Raw genomic sequence first — 26,191 nt, forward strand, 5'->3', positions numbered from 1 at the left:
CACCGGTCAGGGCAGCGCCGGACGCACCTCCGGGCGGGACACCTTCGGGATCAGCAGCCCGAGCACCACGGCCACCACCGCGCCGATCGCGCCGATGACGAACGTCGTCTCGAACGCCTCCGAGCTCGGCAGATCGACGGCGCCGACCGAGACGGTCAGCTGCGCCAGCACGGCCGCGGTGACCGCGGAGGAGAGCGTCGTGCCGAGCGTGCGCATCAGTGAGTTCAAACCGTTCGCCGCCGCGGTCTCGGAGGCCGGGACCGCGTGCATGATCAGGGTCGGCATCGCGGCGTAGGCGAGGCCGAGGCCGACGCCGATCAGCGCGTTGATCACGAGGATCTGCCAGACCTCCGCGCCGAACGGGAGGATCAGCAGGTAGGACACGGCGATCAGTGCGGCTCCCGACACCAGCACCAGGCGCGGTCCGGACTGCGCCGAGAGCCGGGCGGCGAGCGGCGAGGTCGCCATCATCGCCAGGCCCGAGGGCGCCAGGACCAGGCTCGCCACGATCAGGCTGAGGCCGAAGCCGACGCCCGACGCGGCCGGCAGCTCGAGGCGCTGCGGCAGGGTGATCTGCGCGCCGAAGAAGGCGAAGCCGACGGCCACCGAGGCGAGGTTGGTGAACAGCACCGCGGGGCGGGCGGCGACCCGGAGGTCGACGAGCGGGCTCTCCTGGCGCAGCTCGTACCAGCCCCAGATCAGCAGGACCGCGACGCCGCCGAGGCCGGAGCCGAGGATGCCGGGGCTCGTCCAGCCCGCGTCGTTGCCGCGGGAGACGGCGATCAGGATGCCGCTGAGTCCGATCGCGAGGCCGATCGTGCCGACGACGTCGAAGCGGCCGGGCGAGCGCAGGGTCGAGACGGGGATGACGAGGAGCACGAGGACGATGTCGAGGACGCCGAGTCCGGCGGACATCCAGAACAGCACGTGCCAGTCGAGGTTCTCGGCGACCAGGGCGCTGAGCGGCAGGCCGAGCGCGCCGCCGATGCCGAGCGTGGCGCTGACGAGGGCGATCGCGCCGGGCAGGCGGTCGCGGTGCAGCGTGTCGCGGAGGATCGAGATGCCGAGCGGGATGACGCCCATCACCGCTCCCTGGAGGGCGCGGCCGACCACGAGCGTCCAGACGTCGTCCGCGAAGGCGCAGACGATCGAGCCGAGCACGAGGACGACGAGCGCGGCGAGGGCCATCCGGCGCTTGCCGTAGAGGTCGCCGAGACGCCCGGAGACCGGGGTGAGGATGCAGGCGCTGAGCAGGGTCGCGGTGATCACCCAGGCGGTCTCGCTCCGGTCGGCGCCGAGAAGGGTGGGGAGCTCCGACTGGATCGGGACGACCAGCGTCTGCATGAACGAGGCGCTCATCCCCGCGAAGGCGAGGACGGCGGTGATCAGGCGGGGGCTGGGCGAGCGGGTGAGCGAGCGTCTGTCGGAGTCGGGCACTGCGGTCCTTCGTGTCGGCGGCGTGCAGGAGCGGGACGCCGGTGGTCCGGCGTCCTGCAGGGCGGGTCGTATTGCTCAGCTTTGCATCGCCGGGCCTCTGAGCCGAACCGACCGATGCTCGGAAACCTTCCCGATCGCTCTACCGGGCTGCCCCGGGCGGGACGAGGATGGGCGCATGATCGAGATCGAGAGCTGGATCGCCGGCTACGAGAAGGCCTGGGCGACGGACGACCCCGCGGATGTGGCGGCGCTCTTCACCGAGGGCGCGGAGTACTTCACGGCGCCGTACGCGGAGGCGATCACCCCGCGGGAGGCGATCGTGGAGTGGTGGGTCGCGGAGAGCGAGCCGGACGACCCGACGTTCGCGTGGGGGCTCGTCGCGCTGACGGAGACGACGGCGGTGGTGGAGGCGCGGACCATCTACCCGTCGGACCGCACGTACTTGAATCTGTGGGTGATCCGCTTCGCGGAGGACGGGCGGGCGTGCTCCTTCACGGAGTGGTACATGGAGGAGCCGAGCGACTCGGTGAGCTGAGGGGGGTCTCGATACGCCGCTGCGCGGCTACTCGACCAGCATGAACGCGGGGCCGCTCCGGGGTGGGGTCAGAGGGCGGAGCCCGCGACGGCGAAGGTGTCGCAGGCGGTGGCGTCGGCGTCGAAGCCGGCCTGGAACCAGCGCTGGCGCTGCTCGGCGGAGCCGTGGGTCCAGCCCTCGGGGTCGACGGTGCCGGTCGCCTGCTCCTGGATGCGGTCGTCGCCGACGGCCGCGGCGGCACTCAGGGCGTCGCGGTACTGCTCCTGCGTCACGGGCTTCAGATAGGGAGTCCCGGTCTCGTCGGGCACGGTCGAGGCGTCGCCGACCCAGGCGCCGGCGTAGCAGTCGGCCTGCAGCTCGAGGCGCACGGAGTCGGAGTCCGGGCCGGTGCCGCTGCGGTCGGCCGACTCCATCGCTCCGGTCAGGCTCTGGATGTGGTGGCCCCACTCGTGGGCCAGAATGTACATCTGCGCGAGCGAGCCGCCCGAGGTGTCGAAACGGGTGCGCAGCTCGTCGAAGAAGTCGGTGTCGAGGTAGATCGTCTGGTCCGGCGGGCAGTAGAACGGGCCCACCGCGGCGGTGGCGTTGCCGCAGCCGGTGCTGGTCTGGTCCTCGAAGACGATCACTCCGCCGGTCGTCGTGTAGGTCGCCCCGACGGAGCCCGCCGCGCCGGCCCAGTAGCGGTCGAGCGACTCCGCCGCGCCCTCGAGCCGGCAGTCGACCTCGGCGTTGGCATCGGCGCCGCTGTCGCAGGCGACGGCCGTGCTGGTGATCTGCTCCGGCGAGGATCCGCCGCCACCGCCGACGAGACCGCCGAGCCCGGACAGGTCGACGCCGAGCAGCTGCGAGAGCAGGGCGAGGACGACGACGCCCACGGCGCCTCCGCCGACCGCGATGCCGGTGGTGCGGCCGCGCCGACGGACCTTGCCGCCGCTGAGCTGGGAGTCGTCGTTGAAGGTCATGCGGTCAAACTAGCGCCGACCGAGGACACGCTGCCCGGGGTTGCGGACGGCCCCCGCGGCTCGGCCGGATCAGCCCCAGCGCGACTCGCTGGCGTCGCGGATGATGTCGAGCAGCGCCTCGCGCAGCGGACCGTGATCGAGGGTCCCGGGCAGCATGTCGACCTCGAGCCGGTGCGCGCGCTGCCAGGCCTCGCGGCCCTTGTCGGTCAGCGACACGAGCTGCCGACGGCGGTCGGCGGAGTCGCTCACGCGGGAGACGTGCCCCTCGCGCTCGAGGCGCTCGATCGTGCGCGACATGGTCTGCACCTCGACGTGCGCGGAGGCGGCGAGCTCCTTCTGCGCGGCCGGCCCCGCCTGCAGCAGGTGCAACACGACCAGGCCCGCGTGGGTGAGGCCGATCTCGGCGAGCGCGCCGTGCCAGGCGTGCTCGACCATCCGGGACGCCGTGGCGAGGAGGCGGCCGGTGGGCCAGCCGTCCATCCCCTTGTCGTCGTCCGCGCGCATCCGCCCAGGCTAGTCCGCCCCGCCGGCCGGGCGGGACGGAGCCGCTGATCGGCTCAGGAGGCGAAGCGGTCGGTCGCCTCGATCAGCGCGTCGAGAATGCCCGGCTCGTCGAACGCGTGGCCGGCGTCCGGGATCAGGTGGAAGTCCGCCTCGGGCCAGGCCCTGTGCAGGTCCCACGCGGTGAACGCGGGCGTGCACATGTCGTAGCGGCCCTGGACGATGACGGCCGGGATGCCGCGGAGCACGCCGACGTCGCGGATCAGCTGCCCCTCCTCCAGCCAGCCCTTGTGCACGAAGTAGTGGTTCTCGATCCGCGCGAAGGCCAGGGCGAAGGCGGGGTCGGACCACGCCTCGATCATCTCCGGCTTCTGCAGGAGCGTGATGGTCGAGGACTCCCAGGTGGTCCAGGCGACGCCGGCGGGGCCGTGCACGGCCGGATCGGCGTCGTGCAGCAGCCGGTAGTAGGCCTCGATCAGGCTGCCGCTCGTGCCCGCCGGGATCACCGAGGTGTAGCCCTCCCAGAGGTCCGGGTAGACCGCGGCGGCGCCGCCCTCGTAGAACCACTCGAGCTCGGCCCGGCGCAGGGTGAAGATGCCGCGGAGGACGATCTCGGTGACGCGCTCGGGGTGCGACTCGGCGTAGGCGAGGGCCAGCGTGGAGCCCCAGGAGCCGCCGAAGACCTGCCAGCGCTCGATGTCGAGGTGCTCGCGGAGCTTCTCGAGATCGGAGACGAGGTACCAGGTGGTGTTGGTGGAGAGGTCGGCGTCCGGCTCGCTCGCGTGCGGGGTGGAGCGGCCGCACATCCGCTGGTCGAGGAGCACGATCCGGTACTTCTCCGGGTCGAACAGGCGGCGGTGGGTGGCCGAGGCGCCGGCGCCCGGTCCGCCGTGCAGGAAGACGACGGGCTTGCCCTCGGGGTTGCCCGAGGCCTCCCAGTAGATCTCGTGGCCGTCGCCGACGTCGAGCATTCCGGTGTGGAAGGGCTCGATCTCGGGGTACAGAGTGCGCATGGGCCGCACACTACTGACGATCAGGGTCGGGGGAGGCGATTTCACGCGGCCCGGCCCCGGATGCGCCCGGGGGTTGCGCATCCGGGGCGGCGTCAGGCCTGCTCGAGGACCGCCTCGGCGCGCTCGGCGTCGCCCTCGGCCAGGCCGCGATCGATCGCGCGGCGGGAGGCGAGCCAGAGCACGGCTCCGGCGACGAGGACGAGCACCTCGGTGGCGGTCAGCGCCCAGATGATGCCGCCGAGACCGAACCAGAGGTTCCCGAGCAGCACGACCGGGACGAAGAGGACGCCCTGGGTGAGCGACATGGTGGTCGCCGCGAGAGCGCGGCCGGTGGCCTGGAACAGCGAGGTGAGCAGCCCCGCGAAGCCGTTCGCGATCATCGCCACGAGCTGCGCCGCGAGCACCACGGCGCCGAGGGTCAGCACGGCGGGGTCGTCGGCGAAGACCGCGAGCACCGGCTCGTGCAGCAGCCAGAGAGCGGCGGCCGCGAGCACGGTGATCGTCCCGACCGCGACGGCGGCCCCGCGGACCGCCGCGCGCAGGCGCTCGCGGTCGCCCTTGCCGTAGGAGTAGGCGAGCAGCGGCAGCACGCCGAGGGTGATGCCCATCACCAGGAACTCGGGGACCTGGGCGATGCGGACCGCGACACCCATGGCCGCGAGCGGTCCGTCGCCGTAGGCCGCGGCGAGGTTGTTGAGCACGAGCGCGGTCACGATCAGGAAGCCCGACTGCAGCAGCTCGCCGGCGCCGACGCCGAAGACGGGCTTCAGCACGCTCGCGCGCAAGGTGAACCAGCGCGGCGAGAGGTCGATGTGCTCGCTCCGGCGCTGGAGCCAGAGGGCGAAGTAGCCGACGACGAGCAGGTTGGCGAGGCCCACGGCGAGCGCCGCCCCGGCGACGCCGAGGTGCAGCACCAGGATGAAGAGGACGTCGAGGAGGAGGTTCGCGACGGTCGAGAGGAGCAGGCCGATCATGACCTGGCGGGCCGCGCCCTCCGCCCGCACCAGCTGCTCGAGGCAGAAGGAGGCGGCGAGCACGGGCACGAAGGCGAGCGTGACCGCAGTGAAGGCGCCGGTCGCGGCGGCCGTGGTGGAGTCGGCGCCGAGGAGGGCGACCAGCGGGCCGAGCAGGAGCAGGCCGAGGCCGCCGAGGACGGCGCCGGTGATGATCGAGCCCCAGAGCGCGAAGGAGGCGACGTGCTTGATCTCGCCCGCCTTCTCGGGGTCGCGCTCGGAGGCGCCGAGCAGGCGCGAGATGAGCGCGCTGCCGCCGACCCCGAAGACTCCGCCGACGGCCATCACCAGCCCGAGCAGCGGGGAGCCGAGGGTGATCGCGGCGAGCAGGGTCGCGTCGTGCAGCGAGCCGACGACGCCGGCGTTGATCACGCTGTAGACGGCGGAGACGATCATCGCGGCGGCCATCGGCACGCAGAGGTGCACGAGCGCGCGGACGATCGGGGCGGAGGAGAGGTACCAGCGGTCGGTGCCGGGGGCGGCGGGGGGCGGGGTGGTGGTGGGCGTGGTGTCGGCGGGGGTGGTGTCGGTGGGGGTGGTGTCGGTGGGGGTGTCGCTGCTGGACATGGCTGGGCTTCTTCCGGGCAGGGTCGAGCGCGCGCCGAGGGTCGCCGGCACGGCGCGAGGAGGGAGGGCGCGCCGAGGAGGGCGCGGTGAGGAGGCGCGCGAGGAGGGCGGAACGGGAGGCGGGGGCGGAGCGCCCGGACGCCTAGCGGGTGGGGGGCGGGAGGACCGCGGTGATCTTGGTCAGGAGCGCCTGCAGGGTGGCGCGCTCCTCGGGGTCGAGGGGGGCGAGGAGGGTCTCGTCGGCGGCGAGCATGGCCTCCTCGAACCCGGCGATGAGCTCGGCGCCCGCGGGAGTCGCGTAGACGCGCTTGCGGCGGTCGTCGCCGCCCTCGGTGCGCCGCTCGACGAGACCGCGGCGCTCGAGCCCCTGCAGGAGGCTCGTGACGCTCGCGGGACTCGTTCGGCTGACCTCGGCGATCTCGCGCTGGATGACGCCGGGCGTCTGCGCGAGGTAGCCGAGGACGAAGGCCTGCTCGTGGCTGAGCTCGCGGGCGCGGATCCAGTCCTCGCCGGCCTTGCGCTGCGCCCACGCGAGCCAGCGGACGAGCTCGAGTCCGGAGGTGGGGCGGTCGCGGGGTTCCTGCATGCTCAGAAGACTAATGGTTAGAGGTCTAACGGTCAAGGGTCGAAGGGGTGGGGTCTCGACACGCCGCGTGCCGCGGCTGCTCGACCAGCATGCACGGGAGCGCGGCGGCGAGGGAGAGCGACGGCACGCACGGGCGCGGGAGGGAGAGCGCGGCGACAGCCGCTCCTTGTGCGGGTCGAGCAGCGCAGCGCGTCTCGGGACCCCGCTTCCGATGCGGCGCGCAGGCGGCCGGACTAGCGTCGGCCGCATGAGCATGCAGCGCACCCCCGTCACCGTCGCCGTCACGGGAGCGGGAGGCGCGATCGGCTACGCGCTCCTGTTCCGCATCGCCTCCGGGCAGCTCCTCGGGCCCGACGTCCCGGTCCGGCTGAGCCTCCTCGAGATCCCCGCCGGCCTGCGCTCCGCGGCCGGCACCGCGCTCGAGCTGCAGGACGGCGCATTCCCGCTGCTGCGCGGCATCGAGGTCACCGACGACCCGGCCGCCGCGTTCGACGGCGCGAGCGTCGCCCTGCTCGTCGGCGCCCGCCCGCGCTCGGCAGGCATGGAGCGCGCCGACCTCCTCGCGGCGAACGCCGGCATCTTCGGTCCGCAGGGGGCCGCGCTCAACGGGCACGCCGCCGACGACATCCGCGTGCTCGTGGTCGGCAACCCGGCCAACACCAACGCCTGGATCGCCCGCGCGAGCGCCCCGGACATCCCGGCCGGGCGCTTCACCGCGATGACCCGCCTCGACCACAACCGCGCCGTCGCGCAGCTCGCCGCGAAGCTCGATGCTCCGGTCGACGCGATCTCCGGCGTCACGATCTGGGGCAACCACTCCGCCTCGCAGTACCCGGACGTCAGCCACGCGGTCGTCGACGGCCGGCCCGTCACAGACCTCCTCGACACCGCCTGGCTGCACGAGGAGTTCGAGCCGCGGGTCGCCAAGCGCGGCGCCGAGATCATCGAGGTGCGCGGTGCCTCCTCCGCCGCCTCGGCCGCGTCCGCCGCGATCGACCACGTGCACGACTGGGTCACCGGCACCGAGTGGACCTCCGCGGCGGTCGAGTCGGACGGATCCTACGGTGTGGAGGAGGGCCTGATCTCCTCGTTCCCCGTCCGCTCCGTCGATGGCGAGTGGCGCATCATCCCGGGCCTGGAGATCGACGCCCACTCGCGCGCCAAGATCGACGAGTCCGTCCTCGAGCTCCGCGCCGAGCGCGACGCCGCCCTGGCCTTCCTCAAGCGCTGACGCAGGCCGCGAGATGCCACTTGTGCACACTTCTCACGGCGTGTCGCGTGCACAAGTGGCATCTCGCGGAGGGGGTCAGCGCTTGGGCGACTTCTCGGGGGTGGGGAGGGTGCCGTCCGCGCGGGCGGCCTCGTACCAGGCGTGCGCCTCCTCCTGGCGGGTCGCCTCGGCGCCGCTCGCGATCGACGCGCGGATGTGCTCGGGGCGGTAGCCGAACGCCGCGACCAGGTCGCCGGCGTGCGGGCGGAGGCGCGCGAGCAGGCGGTCGATGTAGGAGGTCACCGCGAGCGCCCGCTGCGACGAGAGCCGGCCGTGCAGCAGGTACCAGGCGAGGTGCTTCTCGATCAGCTCGAGGCCGAACAGGTCGCGGAGCCAGGTCAGCACCGTGCGCGTCCCGTCGTCCTCGATCGTGGCGAGCGCCTCGGTGAACGCCTCCCACTGCAGAAGCTCGGCGTGCGCGCGGGCGGCCTCGATCAGCTCGCTCTGGTGCGCGTTGAAGAGGCGGGCGGCCTCGTCGGCGGGCAGCTTCGACGCCGAGCGCAGGTGGGACGCGACTCCCGAGACCATGCTCTCGACGCGGTCCGTGAGCAGCTCGCGCTGCTCGTCGCGGAGCTGGCCGACGGAGCGGGCGGTCGAGCCGCGGTCGGCGACGACCTGCGCGAGCCGCCGCAGTCCGGAGTTGTTGACCGTCGCTCCGGCGACCTGGCCGACCGCGTAGCGGGCCAGCTCCCCCGGCTGCGCGTTCTTGAACCGGCGGCCGACGTCGGTCAGCAGTCGCTTGGCGACGAGCTGCAGCAGCACGGTGTTGTCGCCCTCGAACGTCGCGTAGACGTCGAGGTCGGCGCGGAGCTGGGTCAGCCGGTTCTCGGCGAGGAAGCCGGCGCCGCCGCAGGCCTCGCGCGCCTCCTGCAGGGTGTCGAGGGCGTGCCAGGTGGACAGCGCCTTGAGACCCGCGGCGAGCGTCTCGAGGTCCTGCCGCGACTCGTCGGTGTCGTTCCTGCCGGAGAAGACGTCGTCGAAGGCGCGCAGCAGCCTGTCGTGCGCGAAGCCCGCCGCGTAGGTCGTGGCCAGGCGCGGCAGCAGTCGGCGCTGGTGCCGCTGGTAGTCGAGCAGCACCTCCTCGCGGTCGCCGCCGCCGGTGAACTGGCGGCGCTGGTCGCCGTAGGTGATCGCGATCGTCAGCGCGATCTTCGACGCGGCGACCGAGGCGCCGTCGAGCGAGACGCGGCCCTGCACGAGCGTGCCGAGCATGGTGAAGAAGCGACGCCCCGGGCTCGCGATCGGCGAGGAGTAGCTGCCGTCGGCCGCGACGTCGCCGTAGCGGTTGAGCAGGTTCTCGCGCGGCACGCGGACGTGGTCGAAGTGCAGGCGGCCGTTGTCGATGCCGTTCAGCCCGCCCTTGAGGCCGTCGTCCTCGCCGCCGACGCCGGGGAGGAACGCGCCCTCCTCGTCGCGGATCGGCACGTAGAACGCGTGCACGCCGTGGTTCACGCCGCGGGTGACGAGCTGCGCGAAGACGACGGCGGCCCGGCCGTCGACGGCGGCGTTGCCGAGGTAGTCCTTCCATGCGGCGCGGAACGGGGTGGTCAGGACGAAGTCGCCGGCCTCCTCGTCGAAGGTCGCCGAGGTCGCGATCGAGGCGACGTCGGAGCCGTGCCCGGTCTCGGTCATCGCGAAGGCGCCGGGGATCTCGAGGCTCATGATGCCCGGCAGCCACTTCTCGTGGTGCGGCTGCGTGCCGAGGTGCAGGACGGCGGCGCCGAAGAGCCCCCACTGCACGCCCGACTTGATCTGCAGCGACGGGTCGGCGGTGACCAGCTCCTCGAAGCCGGCGATGTTGCCGCCGTGATCGGCGTCGCCGCCGAGCGCGACCGGGAAGGCGCGGTGCACGCCGCCCTCCGCCGCGAGGATGCTCATCTGCTGCGTGACCCGGGCGCGGTGCTCGGCCATCGGCAGGCCGTCGGTCCGGTGCAGCTCGGGGCGGGAGGTGAGGGCGCGGGTGGCGAGGCGCTGCTCGCGCCACTCGCCGAGCAGCAGCTCGCCGAGGGCCGCGACGTCGACGCCGGGGGCGCCGTCCTCGTCGAGCCGGGCGTCGACCTCGCTGCCGAGCACGTCGACGGGCGGCGGCGGGGTGACCGGGCCGGAGCGGGAGCGGCGGACCCGGGAGCGCGATCCGGCGCGGTCGGCGGCGTCGGCGGCGGAGTGGGGGCGGGGCGCTGTGGTGCTCATGAGGAGGATCCCTTCGACCGTCTTCGGCTCGGACCGCTCGCGATCGGCCGGAGCGGAGGATCGAGCGGTCGATCCCGTCGCTGCAGTGCGTCGGGAGGCGGTGCTCCTGCACGGTAGGTCGGGTCGGCGGATCGCGGAAACGTTCCGTCGCGCGGCCACAAAGGGCGGCGGGAGCGGGCGGGGGCGGGTTGTCGGAACCGGCCAGCGGAGCGGGACGCGGATCCGCCGGTGGTGGGGCTCGGGTCTGCGGAGCCTCAGTGCCTGGGCGGGTGGGTCTCGATACGCCCCTGCGGGGCTACTCGACCAGCATGGAAGCGGGTGGGTCTCGATACGCCGCCTGCGGCGGCTACTCGACCAGCATGAGTCGGATCCGACCCTTGTCGATCGGCAGGCTCACGAGGGACGTGCTCCGCTCGTCTCCACCGCTGCCCTGGGGTGGCGGGAGGGGCGTGGCTAGGCTCGGGGCATGAGCGAGCCGCAGCTGCCTCCGCCCCCGCCGCCCCGTCGCGAAAGTCGGCCGGACTGGCGGCCGCCCACCTCGATGGAGTCGGTGCAGGCGCTGGAGTCGGCGCGGCCCTCGGGGCCCGGTACACCGTGGACTGCGGCCCGGCAGCGGCGCCCGGTGCGGGTCTGGGACCTCGTGCTGACGATGGTGCTGATCCTGTGCGCGCTCGGGGCGACGCTGCTGCTGTCCTACTTCGGACTTTTCTTCGCGATGGCGAGCGACGCCTGCGGGGGCTCGAACGACTGCGACGGCGACCTGATCGGCTGGGGCGTGCTCGTCGCGGCCGGCGGGGTGTGGGTGCCGTTCCTCGCGGCTGTCGCAGTCTCCATCGTGCTGCTGGTGGTGCGGCGGATCGCGTTCTGGGTGCCGATCGCGGGGCTCGCGCTGTCGTTCGGCTGCACCGTGCTCGGCGGCTGGATGGCGACGGTCGGCTCGGGGACCTGAGCGGCGCAGCTCGGCCCGACAGCCGATCAGGCGCCACCGCGGGGAGGCCTCGCGGAGCCGGCGACGACGCGGGGTCGGCGCCGCGAGGTCAGCCGTTCATGAGATCAGCGTCGCCGCGGGCTCAGCGCCGCGGCGGGCTCAGTAGGTGTCCCAGCCGGGGTCCTCGTCGGGCTCCTCCGGCGGGACCCAGTCGTCCTCCGGCGGGGCCGAGGACACGGGCGGGCCGGACCGCTCGCCGCCGAAGGACGGGCGGGCGCCGGACGACCGGCCGGCCGTCGACCGCGCTGCGGGCTGACGCCTCGCGGGGGCCGCCTCCTGGTTCTCGTCGGGCTCGGCGATCGCGGGAGTCTCGCCGGCGACGACGGCGAGCACCGCCGCGCCGTAGGTGATCAGCTTCTTCTGGCCGACGCCGCCGATGACGCTGAGGGCGTCGATGGTGGTCGGCTCGACCGTGGCGATCTCGCGGAGGGTCGCGTCGTTGAAGACGACGTAGGCCGGGACCGACTGCGCGCGGGCCTGGGCGACGCGCCACTCCCGGAGCCGCTCGAACAGGGGCTGCGCCTCGGCCGAGAGGTCGGACACGGTGGAGCGGCCGGAGCGCGACGATCCGCTCGAGCGCGCGGGGCGCTCGGGCTCCTGCCGCAGCTCGACCTTGCGCTCGCCGCTCAGCACGGACGACGACTCGGGGGTCAGCACGAGCGTGCCGAAGCCGTCGTCGTTCACGCCGAGCAGGCTCTGCGCGAGGAGCTGGCGGGCGACTCCGCGCCACTGGGTGTCGCTGAGGTCGGCGCCGATCCCCCAGGTCGCGATCGAGTCGTGCTTGTGCTGGGTCGTCCGCGGGGTGGTCTTGCCGCGCAGGATGTCGATGATGTGGCCGGCGCCGAACTGCTGGTTGCGCTCGCGCTTGAGCCGCACCACCGTCGAGAGGAACTTCTGCGCGGCGACCGTGCCGTCCCACGAGGCCGGCGGCTCGAGGCAGGTGTCGCAGTTGCCGCAGGGGGTGCTGTCCTGACCGAAGTAGGCGAGGAGGTTCATCCGGCGGCACTGCACCGTCTCGGAGAGGGCGAGCATCGCGTCGAGGTGCGCGGACATCCGCCGCCGGTGCGCGAGGTCGCCCGGCGACTCGTCGATCATCCGGCGCTGCTGGACGACGTCCTGCAGGCCGTAGGCGAGCCAGGCGGTGGAGGGCAGGCCGTCGCGGCCGGCGCGACCCGTCTCCTGGTAGTAGCCCTCGACCGACTTCGGCAGGTCGATGTGCGCCACGAAGCGGACGTCGGGCTTGTCGATGCCCATGCCGAAGGCGATGGTGGCGCAGACGATGACGCCCTCCTCGCGGAGGAAGCGCGACTGCGCGGCGGCCCGGACCCGGGCGTCGAGACCCGCGTGGTACGCGACCGCGTCGAAGCCGGCCGCGCGCAGGGCCTCGGCCGTCGCCTCCACGCTCTTGCGGGAGAGCGCATAGACGATGCCCGCGTCGTCGGCGTGCTCGCGCTTGAGGAAGTCGATCAGCTGCTTGCGCGGCTCGACCTTGTTGACGATCCGGTACTGGATGTTGGGACGGTCGAAGCTGGAGATGAAGTGGCGGGCCGCGCCGAGGTGCAGGCGGGTGGTGATCTCGCGGTGGGTCGCCTCGGTGGCGGTCGCGGTGAGGGCGATGCGCGGGACGTCGGGCCAGCGCTCGGCCAGCTCGCCGAGGGCGAGGTAGTCGGGGCGGAAGTCGTGGCCCCACTGGCTCACGCAGTGCGCCTCGTCGATGGCGAACAGGGCGATGCGGCCGCGGGCGAGGAACTGCTTGGTGCCCTCGTTGCCGAGGCGCTCGGGGGCGACGTAGAGGAGGTCGAGCTCGCCGTCGAGGTAGGCGCGCTCGACGCGCTGGCGCTCGCCCATGTCCTGGGTGGAGTTGAGGAACTCGGCGCGGACGCCGTTCGCGCGCAGGGCGTCGACCTGGTCCTGCATCAGGGCGATCAGCGGCGAGACGACGACGCCGGTGCCGGGCCGGACGATCGACGGGATCTGGTAGCAGAGCGACTTGCCGCCGCCCGTGGGCATCAGCACGACCGCGTCGCCGCCGCCGATGACCTGCTCGACGATGGCCTGCTGCTCGCCGCGGAACGAGCCGTAGCCGAAGACCCGCTCGAGGATCTCCTGGGCCGCGGCGGAGGAGCCGGCCGGGGCGTCCGCGGTGGGGCGCTCGGCGGTTGAGAGGGCGGTCGCGGTCGGCTCAGTCACCCGTGGAACTCTACCCGCCGCCTCCGACGCGGCCCCGGGCGAGCGGCGTTCTGGGGAGGGTCGCGGCAGGTGCGGGGCTGGGGAGGAGGGACGGGCAGGCGGAATGGCGGGCGCCGGGGTGCCTCCGGCTCGCGGAACGGCCTCGGGCACGCGGGAATCGGTCGATCCCGCGAGCCGGAGGTGGAATCACGAGCCGGAGATGGGCGGTACGCGGCTTCGGCACGCGGAAGCATCTTCGGCACGCAGGAACCGCCCGACTCCACGAGCCGGGGGTGTAATCACGAGCCGGAGGTCGACGGGAGCGGGCGGGCCAGAAGCCGGCGGGCGGGGCGCGGGGCGGCGGGGTCGGCGAGGGGCCGGCGGGGTCAGAGGTCGGTGATCGTCTTGGTGTCGCCGTCCCAGAAGCGGATGCTCGCGAGGCCGACGGTGAAGGGCTCGCCGAGGAGGGGGACGGCCCGGCCGAGCTGCTCGGCGCGGAGGCGGCGGGAGACGCTGATGTGCGGCGTCCACGACTCGGGCAGCGAGGTGGGCACGGCGCCGGGCATCAGCTCGGTCGCGCGGGCGTGCAGGGCGTCGAAGGCGGGCGAGCGGACGGCTCCCCAGGCCAGCACGAATCGGCCGGCGTGCGGGAACAGCAGCACGGCGCCGAGCTCGACGGTCGCCGGGAGCTCGCCGAGCGCGCCGGGCGGCGGCGGGGTCAGCTCGGGGCCGGCGAGGAGGGTGAGGTGCGGGCGGTTGCTGGCGGACGTGTGCAGCGCGAGGCTCGGGATGCCGGCCGCCTCGAGCGCCTCCCACTGGCCGCGGATCCGCGCCTCCGACTCCGGGTCGAGGAGGACTTCGAGGCTGCGCATGCCCCCATCCTGCCGCGCAGCCCGTCCCGCTCTCGGCCGCCCGCCCGGTCCACGCCCGCGCGCCCGCGCGACCCTCCAGAAGTTGCGGTGGTCGACGGCGACTACCGCAACTACTGCGTTGTCGACGGGTCCCCGCGCACGGGGAGGCTCGCGAGCATCCAGGAGTTGCGGTAGTCGGGCGCGACTACCGCAACTTTTGGAGAGTGGAGAGAGGGGTGGCCGGGGGCGGGGTGGGTCAGCCGATGGTCACCAGGGCGGAGAGGAGCTCCGGGGCGCGGCGGTCGAGGATGCGGCCGCCGACGCGGATGCCGATCAGGGCGAGCACGGCGCCGAGGACCACGGCGGCGGCGAGCGCGCCGAGGCCGACGCCGAGGCTGCCGCCGACCAGCGAGATCGTGCCGAGGATCAGCGAGGGCAGGGAGAGCACCACGGTGGCGCCCATGCTGCCGAGCATCACGACGCTCGAGATCATCCCGGAGCCGGGCGGGGTCTTCAGCGGGCTGTCGCCGGGGGCCGGCACGGGGTAGACGACCAGCGCGGACGCCACGCTCGAGACGCCGAAGCCGCTGAGCACCAGCGCGAGCGCCATGCCGAGGACCGCGGGGATCGACTCCGGCCTACCCCCGTAGAGGCAGGTGCCGACGGTGACGATCAGCACGGCCGGCACGCCGATGAGGCCGGCGGCGATGACGCGGCCGGCGCGGTCGGCCGAGCCGGCGACTCCGGAGCTGACGTGCGCGGCCCAGGCGGTGCCGTCGTAGGAGACGTCGGCGCAGAGGGTCACGCCGAAGATCAGCGCGATGAAGAGGGAGGAGAGGACGACCAGCATCGAGCCGCCGCCCTGCAGCGCGCTGTAGAAGACGGCCAGCACGACGACCGCGGGGATCACCAGCAGTCCGCGGCTGTAGCGCGGGTCGCGCCACCAGTAGCCGAGGGCCCGCGCGGCGATCGCGCCGGTCGGGGTGCCGGGGAAGCGGCCGAGGAGACCGATGCCCTGCGCGCCCGAGGCGACCTGCGAGGAGGACGCGGCCGGCTCGGCCAGCGCGTGCCGCAGCGCCCGGGCCCAGAGCCAGACCACGGCGGCGAGCGTGGCGACGCCGATCGCGAAGCGGCCGACGGCGACCGCCCACTCCCCCGCGACGATCGCGCCGGGGACGCCCCAGATCGCGCCGAGCGGCGACCAGCCGAGGGCCGAGGCGACGACGGGGAGCATGTCGAGGCCGTCGCTGATCACGGTGGTGAGTCCGATGAACAGCGGTCCGAGCAGGATCACGACGACCAGGACGACGCCGCCGATCACCTCGCGGTAGCGGCGGCTCGAGCCGAGGCCGGTGGTCAAGGCGCCGATGAGGCGCGAGGCGACCACGCAGGTGGCGACGCCGATGACCGCCGAGACGAGTCCGGGCAGGATGCCGACGGGGTTGCTCCACCAGGCCGCCGCGGCGGCGAGCGCGCCCAGCGAGGTGACGATCCCGGGGAAGCCCGCGAGGCCCGCGGCGGCGAGGCCGAGCATCAGCGTCCGGAGCGGGATCGGGAAGGTCGCCAGGGTCGGCAGGTCCAGGCTCTGGTCCGAGCCGGAGACGAAGATCGGACCGAGGACCCAGCCCAGCAGCAGCGCGGAGCCGCCGAGGATCAGGGCGACGTTCGCGAACGCCGGGTCGGAGGCGCCGAGCGCGATCAGCCCGACGACCACCAGGCCGAGCACGCCGACCGCGTAGAGCCCGCCGAAGATCACGCCGATCAGCTGCCAGACGTTGCGGGTGAGCGTGTTGCGCAGCAGCAGCAGGCGCAGCCTCAGGAGATGCGCAACCATGCCGGGCCCTCCTGGTGGGTGCGGCCGCCGACGAGGTCGACGAAGCGCTCCTCGAGGCTGGAGCCGGCGCGGACCTCCTCCAGCGTTCCGGCGGCGAGGACCCGGCCGTCGGCGATGACGGCGACGCGGTCGCACATCCGCTCGACGAGGTCCATGGAGTGGCTGGAGACGATGACGGTGCCGCCGGAGGCGACGTAGCCGGTGAGGATGTCGCGGATGTTCGCGGCGGAGACCGGGTCGACGGACTCGAAGGGCTCGTCGAGCACCAGCAGCCGCGGGGCGCGGACCAGGGCGCAGGCGAGCGCGATCTTCTTGGTCATGCCGGCGGAGTAGTCGACGACGAGGGTGCGGTCGGCGGGGTCGAGGCCGAGCAGGGCGAGCAGGTCGTCGGCGCGCTCGAGGACGGTCGGGCGGTCGATGCCGCAGAGCAGGCCGTAGTAGGTGATCAGCTGCAGGCCGGTGAGGCGGTCGAAGAGCTTGACGCCGTCGGCGAGCACGCCGATCAGCCGCTTGGCCTCGAGGGTGTCCCGCCAGACGTCGACGTCGTGGATGGTGACGGTGCCCGCGTCGGGGCGGAGCAGGGCGGTCGCCATCGAGAGGGTGGTCGTCTTGCCGGCGCCGTTGGGGCCGACGAGGCCGAAGAAGGAGCCGGCCGGCACATCGAGGTCGATGCCGGCGACGGCCTCCTTGTCGCCGAAGCGCTTGCGGAGGCCGCGGATGCGGAGGGCGATCTCGTCCTGGCGGCCGGTGGCGTCCGGGGCGGCCCAGGCGGGGGCGGGGGTGGCGGTGGCCGGGGTCGCGGTGCTCGGGCTCGCGACGGCCGCGGTCGCGTCGTGCCGATCGACGCCGTCCTGCGGGGAGTCGGTCGCGTGCTGCGGGGTGCCGGTCGGCGTCGTGCCGTTCGTCCCGTCCATGGGAGTCCCTTCGGTGCATGTGTCCTCGGGGCCGCGGTGGGCGGCCGCTCCTCCACGGTAGCGAGGGGCGGGCCGCGCGGCATCAGTCGCGGGGAGGAGGGGGCGGGGCCGCGCGGAGGGGGTGCGGAGGGGGCGTGTCTAGGCTGAGCCGCATGCCCACGCTCCTCCTCGTCCGTCACGGGCGCACCACGGCCAACACCGCCGGGATCCTCGCCGGACGCACTGCCGGTGTCCGGCTCGACGACGTCGGGCGCACGCAGGCCGCGCGCACCGGGGAGCGGCTGGCCGCGGTCCCGCTCGCCGCGGTCGTGTCGAGTCCGCTCGAGCGCTGCCGGCAGACGGCGCGGTACCTGCTCGAGCGGCAGGACGGCTCGCCGGCGATGCCGATCGAGAAGGGGATCACCGAGTGCGACTACGGCGAGTGGCAGGGGCGCTCGCTCCGGGACCTCGCCAAGGAGCCGATGTGGTCGGTCGTGCAGAACCAGCCGTCGGCGGCGGTGTTCCCCGGGGGTGAGGGTCTGGCCGGGATGCAGGCGCGCTCGGTCGCCGCGATCCGGCGGCACGACGCGGCGGTGGCGGCGGAGCACGGGGCGAACGCGGTGTGGGCGGCGGTCAGCCACGGCGACATCATCAAGGCGGTGCTGGCCGACGCGCTCGGCATGCACCTCGATCTCTTCCAGCGGCTGTCGGTCGGACCGGCGTCGGTGTCGATCATCCGCTACGGCGCGGGGCGGCCGGACGTGATCGCGATGAACACGGAGGCCGGCGACCTGGGCTGGCTGCGGGCGCCGGCGCCGGCCGAGGCCGAGGCGCCGGTCGGGGGCGGGGCGGGGCACGAGTAGCGGCGCAGAACATCAGCTGAGAGGGGTGGGCCTCGGCTGTGGGGGGAGGGACACCGCTCTCAGCTGATGGTGGGCGGGGTGGATCTCGATACTCCCGCTGAGCGGGCGACTCGATCAGCATGGGGCGCCCGCTGCGCGGGCTGCTCGATCAGTGGGAAGGGGCGGCGCCCGCAAGGGCGGCTCCGTCGGCGTGCAGGGGCGGGTCAGGCGGGCGCTCGTAGACTGGGGGCATGCCCATCGTGCACGGATTCGACTGGCCGGACCGCGTCGTCGTGGGGACGATCGGCTCCCCCGGCTCCCGCTCCTTCTACCTGCAGGCCCGCACCGGGCCGCGCGTCGTCAGCGTCGGGCTGGAGAAGCAGCAGTCGGCGCTGCTCGCGGAGAAGATCGACGAGATCCTCGACCAGCTGATGTCCGCCGAGGGCAACCCGGCGAGCGTGCCGCCCGGCACTCCGCCCGAGCTCGTCGACAACGAGCCGCTCGACCAGCCGGTGGCCGCCGAGTTCCGCGTCGGCAGCCTCAGCCTCGGCTGGGATCCGTCGACGGCGCAGGTCGTCATCGAGGCGTACCCGGTGGTCGAGGGCGACGACGAGGACGACCTCAGCATCGACGACTCCCCCACGCTGCCCGACGAGATGCTGCAGGTGCGCATCCCGGTCGGCACCGCCCGCGCCTTCGCCAAGCGCACGCTCGAGATCGTCGGCGCCGGCCGTCCGCTCTGCCCGCGCTGCGGCGAGCCGATGGACCCCGACGGGCACGACTGCCCGCTGACATGACCGACGCGTCCGAGCCGGCCGCCGGGCAGCCCGGCATCGAGCTGCCCGCCGACTCCGAGCTGCAGAGCGGCGAGCTGGAGCTGACCGGCCGGATCACGGTCGCCTCGAACGCGACGTTCCTCGGCAGCATCGGCGGCACCTCCGTCGTCTACAAGCCGGTCGCCGGGGAGAAGCCGCTCTGGGACTTCCCGGACGGGCAGCTCGCGGGCCGCGAGGTCGCGGCCTACCTCGCCTCGGAGGCGCTGGGCTGGAACGTCGTGCCGCGCACCTGGCTCCGCGAGGGGCCGCTGGGCGTCGGCATGGTGCAGCTCTGGCAGGACATCGATCCGGAGCAGGACGCCGTCGACCTGGTGCCGGCCGACGCGGTGCCCGAGGGCTGGCGGCACGTCCTCGACGGCAGCGACGCCGAGGACCGCGACATCTCGCTCGTGCACGAGGACTCGGCGGCGCTGCGGCGGATGGCCGTCTTCGACGTCGTGGTCAACAACGCGGACCGCAAGGGCGGTCATGTGCTCGAGATGCCGGGCGGCCACCGCTACGGCGTCGACCACGGGCTGACCTTCCACGTCGAGCACAAGCTGCGGACGGTGCTCTGGGGCTGGGTCGGCGAGCCGCTGACCGAGGGCGAGCTGTCCGCGCTGCAGCGACTGCGCTCGGCGATCGACGGGCCGCTCGGCGCGGCGCTGTCCGAGCTGCTGCTGGACGAGGAGATCGCGACGTTCGCCAAGCGCTGCGACCGGCTCCGCTCCTCCGGCCGCTTCCCGGCACCGCGCGGCAGCATGCCCGCCGTGCCGTGGCCGCTGTTCTAGCCGCGGACGGCGATCCGGGCGCCCGGGAGCACCGGGCGCCCGGACACCCGACGCTCTAGAAGCCCCAGCCGCGGCCGAACAGCTCGTCGCCGGGCGGTCGCCCGCCGGGAGCCGCCCCGCGCGCGCCGAGGTACGACGACACGACGGCCGCACCGAGGTCGTCCGCCTCGGGGTTCACGACCGAGCCGCCGACGCGGCGGGCCAGCGAGTCGATGAAGCGGGCGAGCCCCGGGTCGTCGCCGAGCCGGAAGAACGTGGTGTGCGCGCCGAGGCGGGTGGAGGCGTCGAGCTCGCGGACGGAGACGGCGACGGTCACCGGGTCCGGCGGGTAGTCGAAGTAGATCTGCCCGTCCGGCTCGAGGTGCGCGGTCGGCTCGCCGTCGGTGACGATCAGCAGGACCGGCTGCGCGCTCGGGTGCTTGCGGAAGTGCCGGTTGGCCAGCAGCAGGGCGTGGTGCAGGTTGGTGCCCTTCTCCCACTCCGCGTCGAGGCCGACGAGCTGCTCGACCTCCATCACCTCGGCCTGGCGGCCGAACGCGATCAGCTGCAGCTCGTCGCCGCGGAACCGGCTCGAGATCAGGGTGTGCAGGGCGAGCGCGGTGCGCTTCATCGGCACCCAGCGGCCGTCCATCGCCATCGAGAACGAGGTGTCGACGAGGAGGGCGACGCACGCCTGGGTCCGCGCCTCCGTCTCCTGCACCTCGACGTCGCCGATCTCGATCCGGACGCCGGCGCCGGTCTCGCGGCCCTCGCCCGCGGTGCGGGTGAGCGCGTTGGTGAGGGTGCGGGTGACGTCCCAGGCCTCGGTGTCGCCGAACTCCCACTGCCGGGTCGCGCCGGAGCGCTCGCCCGCCGCGCCGGCCCGGCGCACGTCGCGCGCGCCCTGCCGGCCGGAGATCGTGTCGGCGATGTCGCGCAGCAGCGCCTTGCCGAGCTGGCGCATGGCCTTGGGAGTGAGGGTGAGGGCGCCGTCCGAGCCGCGGCGCAGGGTGCCGGAGTCGCGCAGCGCCTTCTCGAGGCGCTTGAGGGTCTGCGCGTCGACCGCCGCGTCGTCGCCGAGGCGGCGGGCCAGCAGATCGAGGTCGAGGTCGTCGAGGTTCGAGCGCTCGTGCGGCTGCGCGAGCTGGTCGGCGAGCGCGTCGAGGTCGGCGAGCTCCTGGAAGACGCCGGTGCCGTCGCCGAGGCCGAGGCCCTGCTCGCCGTCCATCCGCTCGGAGCCGCCCCAGTCCTCGCCGGGCCGCAGGCCCCGCAGGGTCTCGTCCAGCTGCCCGAGCGACTGCATCAGCTCGGGGGTGCCGAAGGCCTGCTGGGCGAGGGCGTCGAGCTCGTCGCGCTGCTGCTGGGTCATCGAGTTGCGCATCCGCTGGGCCGCGGCGGCGCGGGCGGCCAGGGCGTCGATCAGCTCGTCGACGGTCTCGGGCCGCTCGGGGAAGTACTCGCCGTGCTGCGCCATGAAGGCGTCGAACTGCTCGGGGGTGTCCTCGCCGCGGGCGTGCGCCTCGAGGAGCTGGTTGAGGTCGCGGAGCATCGCGTCGATCGCCGCGCGGTCCTCGTCGCTCGCGTTCTCGAGGGCCTGCTTCATACCCTCGAAGCGCTGCTCGAGCATCTCGGCGCCGAGCAGCTCCTTGATCTTCTCGAAGTCGGCGCGCGCCTCCGGGCTCTGCCAGCGGTAGTCCGAGAGCTCGGACACCGCTGCGGCGGGCGAGGGCGGCAGGCTGTCGAGCTGGATCTCGGCGAGGGCGCGGTCGCCGTCGTCCATCTGCGTGTCGCGCGCGAGCTGCTTGCGCTCGGAGAGGACGGCGCGGTCGAGCAGCTCGCGGACCTCGCGGAGGGTGCCGTCGAGGCCGTGCTTCTGCGTCAGCTCGCGTCGGCGCTCGGCGACCCGGGCGGCGAGGTCGTCGAGACCCTGGCCGTCGCGGCCGCCGCGGCGGAGGAACTCGCGCATCGCGCGCTCGGGCGAGGTGCCCGCCATGACGTCCTCGCCGATGGCGTCGAGCGCCTCCGCGAGGTCGACCGGCGGGGCGAGCGGGTCCGGGCCGCCGTCGTAGCGGGAGTAGCGGGCGTCGCGCCCGAGCCGGCGGTTGCCCCTAGGCACGCGAGCGCCCTCCGGGCAGCGGGCGTCCGGCGGACAGCGGGAGTCCGGCGGGCAGCGGGAGGCCGATGGCCAGCGGCTCAGCCATAGACGGCCTCGCCCCCGCCCGTCTCCTTGCTGAGCTTGCGGGAGAGGTAGAGGCCCTCGAGCGCGAGCTCGACGGCGCCCGCGCGGCGGCCCGCGCCGACGGCCTCGAGGCGGTCGGCGATGTCGCCGTAGAGGGTCGACTCACCGAGGACGGGCAGGGCCGCGAGGAACTCCTCGGCCGTCACCTGCTCGCCCGTGGTGATCATCGCACCGTTCTCCACTGCGGTGACGAGCGGGGTGAGGTCCAGCCCGCGCAAGTGCGCGCGGACCGTCTCGGCGGTGGCCTGGCGGAGGAGGTGGTCGAGGATCTCGTCCTCGCGGCCCTCCTCGCCCGACTCGAACTCGATCTTGCCGCCGAGGACGTCGACCGCGGTCTCGAGGTCGATCGGGCGGGCGACCGCCTCCTCCTCACCGCGCCGGGTGGCCCGGTGCAGCGCGGCGGCGGCGATGGTCTCGGCGCCGGCGATGGCGAAGCGGGCGCTCACTCCGCTGCGCTGGTCGACCGAGGACGACTCGCGCAGCGCCCGGGTGAAGCGGGCGAGGATCTCGATCAGCGCGTCCGGGACGGTGGCGACGAGGTCGGCCTCCTGGCGGATCACGGCGACCTCGTCGACGAGCGCGGTCGGGTAGTGGGTGCGGATCTCGGCCCCGAAGCGGTCCTTCAGCGGTGTGATGATCCGGCCGCGGTTCGTGTAGTCCTCGGGGTTGGCGCTGGCGACGACGAGGACGTCGAGCGGGAGCCGCAGGACGTAGCCGCGGATCTGGATGTCGCGCTCCTCCATCACGTTGAGCATCGCGACCTGGATGCGCTCGGCGAGGTCGGGCAGCTCGTTGATCGCGACGATGCCGCGGTGGCTGCGCGGGATCAGGCCGAAGTGGATGGTCTCCGGGTCGCCGAGGCTGCGGCCCTCGGCCACCTTCATCGGGTCGACGTCGCCGATGAGGTCGGCGACGCTCGTGTCCGGCGTGGCCAGCTTCTCGACGTAGCGCTCCTCGCGGCCGCGCCAGGCGACGGGCAGCTCGTCGCCGAGCTCGTCCGCCCGGCGCCTGCTGATCGAGGTGATCGGCTCGTAGGGGTGCTCGCCGAGCTCGGAGCCGTCGATGACGGGGGTCCACTCGTCGAGCAGGCCGTTGAGCGTGCGGAGGAGGCGGGTCTTGCCCTGGCCGCGCTCGCCGAGGAGCACGATGTCGTGCCCGGCGATCACCGCCCGCTCGACCTGGGGGATGACGGTGTCCTGGAAGCCGTGCAGGCCGGGCCAGGGGTCGCGGCCCTCGCGGAGGGCGTCGAGGAGGTTGTCGCGGATCTCGGTGCGGAGGGTCTTCTGCGCGTGCCCGGAGGCGCGCAGCTGGCCGAGGGTGCTGATCTGGGGGCGCATCACCTCTGCAACGCTACGCCGCAGGGGCGACATGCGGTGGGGGTGCGCGGGATCCGCGGGGGTGCTAGCGGCGGCGGCGGCGGCGCCGGGCGATGATGCGGCCGGTGCCCGGCAGAGCTCGGGTCTCGATACGCCCCTTCGGAGCTACTCGACCAGCATGTAAGCCGCCGGTCGTCGGCGAGGGAGCAGCCCGCGCAGCGGACCTTCTGGAGAAAGAAGCAGCCCGCGCAGCGGCCCCTCATGTTGATCGAGCAGCCCTCGCAGAGGGCGTATCGAGATCCACCCACCGAGCGACGGCGGGTCTCCATAGGCCCCACCGGGGCTGCTCGACCAGCATGGAAGTGAGAGTTCTCGAAGGTTGAGCGGGCAGCCTGGGGGGATGACCGGTCCCGTCCTCCGCTCGGCCCTCGTCGGCGCGACGCTCGCGCTCGGCGTGGGGCTCGCCTCCTGCAGCACGACTCCGGCCGCTCCCGGCCCCGAGGCGCGCGCGCTCGTCGGGGCGGGCAGCGTCGCGGAGGGACTCGAGGCGCCGTGGTCGGTCGCCTTCGTCGACGGCGGCACCGCGCTCGTCAGCGAGCGCGACAGCGGACGGGTGCTCGAGCTCGCGGCGGACGGCAGCACCCGTGAGGTCGGCGTGGTCGAGGGCGTGGTCGCCGAGGGCGAGAGCGGGCTGCTCGGGCTGGCCGTCGAGGACCGGACCCTGTTCGCCTACTCGACCGCGGCCGACGGCAACCGGATCCAGCGGTTCGCGCTCGAGGGCGAGGCCGGGGCGTACGCGCTCGGCGAGCCGGAGACGATCCTCGACGGCGTCCCGGCGGCGCGCACCCACGACGGCGGACGGATCGCGATCGGCCCCGACGGCATGCTCTACGCGACCGTCGGCGACGCCGGGCGGCGCGAGGCGGCGCAGGACCTGGGCGAGCTCTCCGGCAAGATCCTCCGGATGACGCTCGACGGCGCCGTGCCCGACGACAACCCCTACCCGGGATCGCTGGTCTGGAGCAGCGGCCACCGCAAGCCGCAGGGCCTCGCCTGGGCGGAGGACGGCACGCTCTTCGCGAGCGAGTTCGGGCAGGACACCTGGGACGAGCTGAACGTGATCGAGCCCGGCGCGAACTACGGCTGGCCCGAGGTCGAGGGGATCGCCGGCGAGGACGGCTTCGTCGATCCGGTGCAGCAGTGGGAGCCGGGCGCGGCCAGCCCGAGCGGGATGGCGCAGCTGGACGGCGTGCTCTATCTGGCGAACCTGCGCGGCGAGGTGCTGCGCGCGGTGCCGGTCGCCGATCCGTCGGCCTCGACCGACTACGCCGTGGGCGAGTACGGACGGCTGCGGGACGCGGTCGCGGCGCCGGACGGATCCTTGTGGTTCGTGACGAGCAACACGGACGGGCGCGGGTCGCCGGGGTCGGACGACGACCGCATCATCGGCGTCGCTCCGCCGGCCTCCGACTGACAGGGCGCACGAAGAAGGCCGAGCGGCCGGATCTCGAGGATTCTCGACGATTCCGGCCGCTCGGCCTCACTCGTGCAGGACGCGCTCGGGCGTCCTACTTGATCGAGCCGCGCATCACGCCGCTGACGACCCAGCGCTGGGCGAAGAGGTAGACGATCAGCAGCGGGGCCATCGCCATCAGGTACGAGGCGAAGGCGACGGTGTAGTTCGTGTTGAACTGCCCCTGGAAGACGTACTCCGCGAGCGGCAGCGTGCGGGCCGACGGGTCGGAGAGCACCACCAGCGGCAGGATGAAGTCGTTCCAGGCCCAGACGCAGGTGAGGATGCCGACGGTGGCGTTCATCGGTCCGAGCAGCGGGAAGATGATCTGCCAGTAGGTGCGCCAGGTCGAGGCGCCGTCGGTGCGGGCCGCCTCCTCGAGCTCGATCGGGATCGAGCGGATGAAGGCCGTGTAGATGAAGGTGTTGATCGAGAGGCCGAAGACGGCGTAGAGCAGGATCAGCCCGACCTGGTTGTCCAGGCCCAGCAGTGCCGTCTCCTTCACCACCGGCAGCATGATGATCGGGAACGGCACGAAGACCGCGGCGAGCAGATAGAAGTAGACGCCCTTGAAGAACGGCTTGTCGAGATTGCGGGCGACGGCGTAGGCGACCATCGAGTTCGAGAAGAGCGTCAGCGCGACCGCTCCCACCGTGATCAGCGCGGTGTTGACGAAGGCCTGCGGGAAGCGGGTCGCCTGCCAGGCCGTGGCGAAGTTCTCCCAGGAGATCGAAGTCGGCAGCTCGAAGCCGGTGCCGCCGAGCTGGTCCGGGGTCTTCAGCGCCGTGACGACGGCGAAGTAGAGCGGCAGCAGGATCGTCAGGGAGCATACGGCGATGAGCGCGGTGGCCCACCAGTTGATCCGGTAGGAGTCGCGGGAGGGGCGGCGCGGGCGCTTGCCGTCCTGCGGCTCGCCGAGGGCGATGGCGGTGGTGGGGGTGATGGTCGCGGTCATCAGAAGGACGCCTCTCTGCGGCTGAGGACTCGGAACTGGATCAGCGAGACCACGATGATGATGAGGAAGTAGAGGACGGCGTTGGCCGTCTGATAGGCGTACTCGCCGCCCTGGAAGCCGCCGCGGTAGATCAGCAGCGTGATCGACTCGGTGGAGGTGCCCGGCCCGCCGTTGGTGAGGGCGACGATGTGGTCGAAGACCTGGAGGAAGTTCTTCATCGACAGGACCATGTTGATCGTGAAGAAGGAGGCGATCAGCGGGAAGGTGATCGAGGTGAACTGCCGCCAGGGAGTCGCGCCGTCGAGCGAGGTCGCCTCGTAGAGCTCGCCCGGAATGGTCTGCAGACCGGCGAGGTAGATGATGATCGAGAAGGCCGAGGCCTGCCAGACCGCCAGGATCACGATCGCGACCCAGGCCCAGTCGGCGTTCGCGAGGATGTTCTCGCCGAGCACCGGGATCGCCCCGACGATCTGCGGGAGCGAGTTCGCGAAGAGGTACTGGAAGACGTAGCCGATGACCAGGGTCGAGAGCACGTAGGGGATGAAGTAGATCCCGCGGAAGGCGGTCTGGAACTTGATCTTCGCGTTCAGCGCGATGGCGATCCCGAGCGAGATCACATTGACGAGGATCGTCGCGACGATCGCGAAGCCGAAGGTGAAGCCGTAGGCCTTCCACACCCGGTCGTCCTGGAGCAGGGCCAGGTAGTTGGAGAAGCCGATCAGGTCCCACGAGCCGTAGCCGGCGTAGTTCGTGAAGCTGAAGAAGATGCCGGTGAGGACCGGCACGGTGTGCAGGACGAAGAAGAGCAGGACGGCGGGGACCGTCATCCAGTAGAAGGTCTTCGAGGTGCGGCCGAGGGTCCGCTTGCGCGGGGCGACCGGAGGCGTGGTGGCCGGCGTCTGGGGCGCCGCCGTGGTGGTCGTGGTCATGTC

22 protein-coding genes are annotated in these 26,191 nt (G+C 73.2%); 7 read left to right on the forward strand and 15 right to left on the reverse strand.

Annotated elements, in window-relative coordinates; all coding sequences use genetic code 11:
* Nucleotides 1-6: 6 nt before the first annotated feature.
* Nucleotides 7-1,437 (reverse strand): MFS transporter, encoded by a 1,431-nt coding sequence (locus MT353_RS07450; RefSeq protein ID WP_243581140.1) that lies wholly within the window; start codon nucleotides 1,435-1,437, stop codon nucleotides 7-9.
* Between the two features lie 175 nt (nucleotides 1,438-1,612).
* On the opposite strand from MT353_RS07450, the gene MT353_RS07455 reads away from it, so the two are divergent.
* Nucleotides 1,613-1,972, forward strand: a complete 360-nt coding sequence (locus MT353_RS07455; RefSeq protein WP_123446815.1) for a nuclear transport factor 2 family protein — start codon at nucleotides 1,613-1,615, stop codon at nucleotides 1,970-1,972.
* Between the two features lie 68 nt (nucleotides 1,973-2,040).
* Here MT353_RS07455 and MT353_RS07460 read toward each other — a convergent pair whose 3' ends face one another.
* The 5 genes from MT353_RS07460 to MT353_RS07480 form a co-directional block, all read right to left on the reverse strand.
* Complete coding sequence (locus MT353_RS07460) at nucleotides 2,041-2,934, reverse strand: neutral zinc metallopeptidase (RefSeq protein ID WP_123736601.1); 894 nt, start codon at nucleotides 2,932-2,934, stop codon at nucleotides 2,041-2,043.
* Nucleotides 2,935-3,003: 69 nt separating this feature from the next.
* Nucleotides 3,004-3,438, reverse strand: coding sequence for a MarR family winged helix-turn-helix transcriptional regulator (locus MT353_RS07465; RefSeq protein WP_123732676.1), 435 nt, complete (start codon nucleotides 3,436-3,438; stop codon nucleotides 3,004-3,006).
* Between the two features lie 53 nt (nucleotides 3,439-3,491).
* Nucleotides 3,492-4,448 (reverse strand): prolyl aminopeptidase, encoded by a 957-nt coding sequence (gene pip / locus MT353_RS07470; protein WP_123732675.1) that lies wholly within the window; start codon nucleotides 4,446-4,448, stop codon nucleotides 3,492-3,494.
* A gap of 92 nt (nucleotides 4,449-4,540) precedes the next feature.
* Nucleotides 4,541-6,028: an MATE family efflux transporter gene (locus MT353_RS07475; protein ID WP_243624000.1), complete on the reverse strand. Its 1,488-nt coding sequence runs from the start codon at nucleotides 6,026-6,028 to the stop codon at nucleotides 4,541-4,543.
* A 142-nt stretch (nucleotides 6,029-6,170) separates the two neighbouring features.
* On the reverse strand, nucleotides 6,171-6,614 hold the full coding sequence (locus MT353_RS07480; RefSeq protein ID WP_123446820.1) for a MarR family winged helix-turn-helix transcriptional regulator: 444 nt from the start codon (nucleotides 6,612-6,614) through the stop codon (nucleotides 6,171-6,173).
* 253 nt (nucleotides 6,615-6,867) lie between these two features.
* Between MT353_RS07480 and MT353_RS07485 the strand changes: the two genes are divergently transcribed.
* Nucleotides 6,868-7,845, forward strand: a complete 978-nt coding sequence (locus MT353_RS07485) for a malate dehydrogenase (protein WP_308197516.1) — start codon at nucleotides 6,868-6,870, stop codon at nucleotides 7,843-7,845.
* A gap of 75 nt (nucleotides 7,846-7,920) precedes the next feature.
* Here the strand turns inward: MT353_RS07485 and MT353_RS07490 are convergent, their stop codons facing one another.
* Nucleotides 7,921-10,074 carry an acyl-CoA dehydrogenase gene (locus MT353_RS07490; protein WP_243624002.1) on the reverse strand — a complete coding sequence of 718 codons (2,154 nt, stop codon included), beginning with the start codon at nucleotides 10,072-10,074 and terminating at the stop codon, nucleotides 7,921-7,923.
* Between the two features lie 466 nt (nucleotides 10,075-10,540).
* Here MT353_RS07490 and MT353_RS07495 point away from each other — a divergent pair, with 466 nt between their 5' ends.
* On the forward strand, nucleotides 10,541-11,023 hold the full coding sequence (locus MT353_RS07495) for a DUF6264 family protein (protein ID WP_243624003.1): 483 nt from the start codon (nucleotides 10,541-10,543) through the stop codon (nucleotides 11,021-11,023).
* Between the two features lie 138 nt (nucleotides 11,024-11,161).
* Here the strand turns inward: MT353_RS07495 and recQ are convergent, their stop codons facing one another.
* From recQ to MT353_RS07515, 4 genes are all read right to left on the reverse strand, one after another.
* Nucleotides 11,162-13,252, reverse strand: coding sequence for a DNA helicase RecQ (gene recQ / locus MT353_RS07500; RefSeq protein WP_374204691.1), 2,091 nt, complete (start codon nucleotides 13,250-13,252; stop codon nucleotides 11,162-11,164).
* Nucleotides 13,253-13,617: 365 nt separating this feature from the next.
* Nucleotides 13,618-14,103 carry a 2'-5' RNA ligase family protein gene (locus MT353_RS07505; protein ID WP_243624004.1) on the reverse strand — a complete coding sequence of 162 codons (486 nt, stop codon included), beginning with the start codon at nucleotides 14,101-14,103 and terminating at the stop codon, nucleotides 13,618-13,620.
* A gap of 235 nt (nucleotides 14,104-14,338) precedes the next feature.
* Nucleotides 14,339-15,916, reverse strand: a complete 1,578-nt coding sequence (locus MT353_RS07510) for a transporter (RefSeq protein ID WP_243624005.1) — start codon at nucleotides 15,914-15,916, stop codon at nucleotides 14,339-14,341.
* Nucleotides 15,898-16,830 (reverse strand): ABC transporter ATP-binding protein, encoded by a 933-nt coding sequence (locus MT353_RS07515; RefSeq protein ID WP_243598125.1) that lies wholly within the window; start codon nucleotides 16,828-16,830, stop codon nucleotides 15,898-15,900. The genes MT353_RS07510 and MT353_RS07515 overlap by 19 nt, the downstream gene beginning before the upstream one ends.
* A gap of 152 nt (nucleotides 16,831-16,982) precedes the next feature.
* On the opposite strand from MT353_RS07515, the gene MT353_RS07520 reads away from it, so the two are divergent.
* The 3 genes from MT353_RS07520 (at nucleotide 16,983) to MT353_RS07530 (ending at nucleotide 19,257) form a co-directional block, all read left to right on the forward strand.
* A complete protein-coding gene (locus MT353_RS07520) occupies nucleotides 16,983-17,672 on the forward strand; it encodes a histidine phosphatase family protein (protein ID WP_243624006.1) in 690 nt (229 codons plus the stop codon).
* A gap of 230 nt (nucleotides 17,673-17,902) precedes the next feature.
* Nucleotides 17,903-18,448, forward strand: coding sequence for a DUF3090 domain-containing protein (locus MT353_RS07525; protein ID WP_123732666.1), 546 nt, complete (start codon nucleotides 17,903-17,905; stop codon nucleotides 18,446-18,448).
* Entirely contained in the window at nucleotides 18,445-19,257 is an 813-nt protein-coding gene (locus MT353_RS07530) for an SCO1664 family protein (protein ID WP_243624007.1), read from the forward strand. Before MT353_RS07525 ends, MT353_RS07530 begins: the two co-directional genes overlap by 4 nt.
* Nucleotides 19,258-19,312: 55 nt before the next feature.
* On the opposite strand, the gene MT353_RS07535 is transcribed toward MT353_RS07530, so the two are convergent.
* Nucleotides 19,313-21,352 (reverse strand): VWA domain-containing protein, encoded by a 2,040-nt coding sequence (locus MT353_RS07535; RefSeq protein ID WP_243624008.1) that lies wholly within the window; start codon nucleotides 21,350-21,352, stop codon nucleotides 19,313-19,315.
* Between the two features lie 77 nt (nucleotides 21,353-21,429).
* Nucleotides 21,430-22,812, reverse strand: coding sequence for a magnesium chelatase (locus tag MT353_RS07540; protein WP_243624226.1), 1,383 nt, complete (start codon nucleotides 22,810-22,812; stop codon nucleotides 21,430-21,432).
* Between the two features lie 379 nt (nucleotides 22,813-23,191).
* Here MT353_RS07540 and MT353_RS07545 point away from each other — a divergent pair, with 379 nt between their 5' ends.
* The gene (locus tag MT353_RS07545) at nucleotides 23,192-24,265 is read left to right on the forward strand and encodes a sorbosone dehydrogenase family protein (RefSeq protein ID WP_243624009.1); all 1,074 of its coding nucleotides are present in this window, start codon (nucleotides 23,192-23,194) and stop codon (nucleotides 24,263-24,265) included.
* 94 nt (nucleotides 24,266-24,359) lie between these two features.
* Here the strand turns inward: MT353_RS07545 and MT353_RS07550 are convergent, their stop codons facing one another.
* Both MT353_RS07550 and MT353_RS07555 read right to left on the reverse strand, forming a co-directional pair.
* The gene (locus MT353_RS07550; protein WP_127887579.1) at nucleotides 24,360-25,259 is read right to left on the reverse strand and encodes a carbohydrate ABC transporter permease; all 900 of its coding nucleotides are present in this window, start codon (nucleotides 25,257-25,259) and stop codon (nucleotides 24,360-24,362) included.
* Nucleotides 25,259-26,188 carry a carbohydrate ABC transporter permease gene (locus MT353_RS07555; protein ID WP_127887580.1) on the reverse strand — a complete coding sequence of 310 codons (930 nt, stop codon included), beginning with the start codon at nucleotides 26,186-26,188 and terminating at the stop codon, nucleotides 25,259-25,261. Before MT353_RS07555 ends, MT353_RS07550 begins: the two co-directional genes overlap by 1 nt.
* Between the last annotated feature and the right edge of the window lie 3 nt (nucleotides 26,189-26,191).

The sequence above is a fragment of the Rathayibacter sp. VKM Ac-2927 genome, assembly GCF_022815525.1.
Taxonomy (GTDB): Bacteria; Actinomycetota; Actinomycetes; order Actinomycetales; family Microbacteriaceae; genus Rathayibacter; species Rathayibacter festucae.

Excerpts from the sequence above, each read along its gene's own strand:
- MT353_RS07520 (WP_243624006.1), top strand. The coding sequence starts at position 16,983 with ATGCCCACGCTCCTCCTCGTCCGTCACGGGCGCACCACGGCCAACACC.
- MT353_RS07475 (WP_243624000.1), bottom strand. The coding sequence starts at position 6,028 with ATGTCCAGCAGCGACACCCCCACCGACACCACCCCCACCGACACCACC.
- pip (WP_123732675.1), bottom strand. The coding sequence starts at position 4,448 with ATGCGCACTCTGTACCCCGAGATCGAGCCCTTCCACACCGGAATGCTC.
- MT353_RS07495 (WP_243624003.1), top strand. The coding sequence starts at position 10,541 with ATGAGCGAGCCGCAGCTGCCTCCGCCCCCGCCGCCCCGTCGCGAAAGT.
- MT353_RS07465 (WP_123732676.1), bottom strand. The coding sequence starts at position 3,438 with ATGCGCGCGGACGACGACAAGGGGATGGACGGCTGGCCCACCGGCCGC.
- MT353_RS07480 (WP_123446820.1), bottom strand. The coding sequence starts at position 6,614 with ATGCAGGAACCCCGCGACCGCCCCACCTCCGGACTCGAGCTCGTCCGC.
- MT353_RS07530 (WP_243624007.1), top strand. The coding sequence starts at position 18,445 with ATGACCGACGCGTCCGAGCCGGCCGCCGGGCAGCCCGGCATCGAGCTG.
- MT353_RS07460 (WP_123736601.1), bottom strand. The coding sequence starts at position 2,934 with ATGACCTTCAACGACGACTCCCAGCTCAGCGGCGGCAAGGTCCGTCGG.
- MT353_RS07525 (WP_123732666.1), top strand. The coding sequence starts at position 17,903 with ATGCCCATCGTGCACGGATTCGACTGGCCGGACCGCGTCGTCGTGGGG.
- MT353_RS07485 (WP_308197516.1), top strand. The coding sequence starts at position 6,868 with ATGCAGCGCACCCCCGTCACCGTCGCCGTCACGGGAGCGGGAGGCGCG.
- MT353_RS07505 (WP_243624004.1), bottom strand. The coding sequence starts at position 14,103 with ATGCGCAGCCTCGAAGTCCTCCTCGACCCGGAGTCGGAGGCGCGGATC.
- MT353_RS07455 (WP_123446815.1), top strand. The coding sequence starts at position 1,613 with ATGATCGAGATCGAGAGCTGGATCGCCGGCTACGAGAAGGCCTGGGCG.
- MT353_RS07550 (WP_127887579.1), bottom strand. The coding sequence starts at position 25,259 with ATGACCGCGACCATCACCCCCACCACCGCCATCGCCCTCGGCGAGCCG.
- MT353_RS07540 (WP_243624226.1), bottom strand. The coding sequence starts at position 22,812 with ATGCGCCCCCAGATCAGCACCCTCGGCCAGCTGCGCGCCTCCGGGCAC.
- MT353_RS07490 (WP_243624002.1), bottom strand. The coding sequence starts at position 10,074 with ATGAGCACCACAGCGCCCCGCCCCCACTCCGCCGCCGACGCCGCCGAC.
- MT353_RS07555 (WP_127887580.1), bottom strand. The coding sequence starts at position 26,188 with ATGACCACGACCACCACGGCGGCGCCCCAGACGCCGGCCACCACGCCT.
- MT353_RS07515 (WP_243598125.1), bottom strand. The coding sequence starts at position 16,830 with ATGGACGGGACGAACGGCACGACGCCGACCGGCACCCCGCAGCACGCG.
- MT353_RS07545 (WP_243624009.1), top strand. The coding sequence starts at position 23,192 with ATGACCGGTCCCGTCCTCCGCTCGGCCCTCGTCGGCGCGACGCTCGCG.
- MT353_RS07510 (WP_243624005.1), bottom strand. The coding sequence starts at position 15,916 with ATGGTTGCGCATCTCCTGAGGCTGCGCCTGCTGCTGCTGCGCAACACG.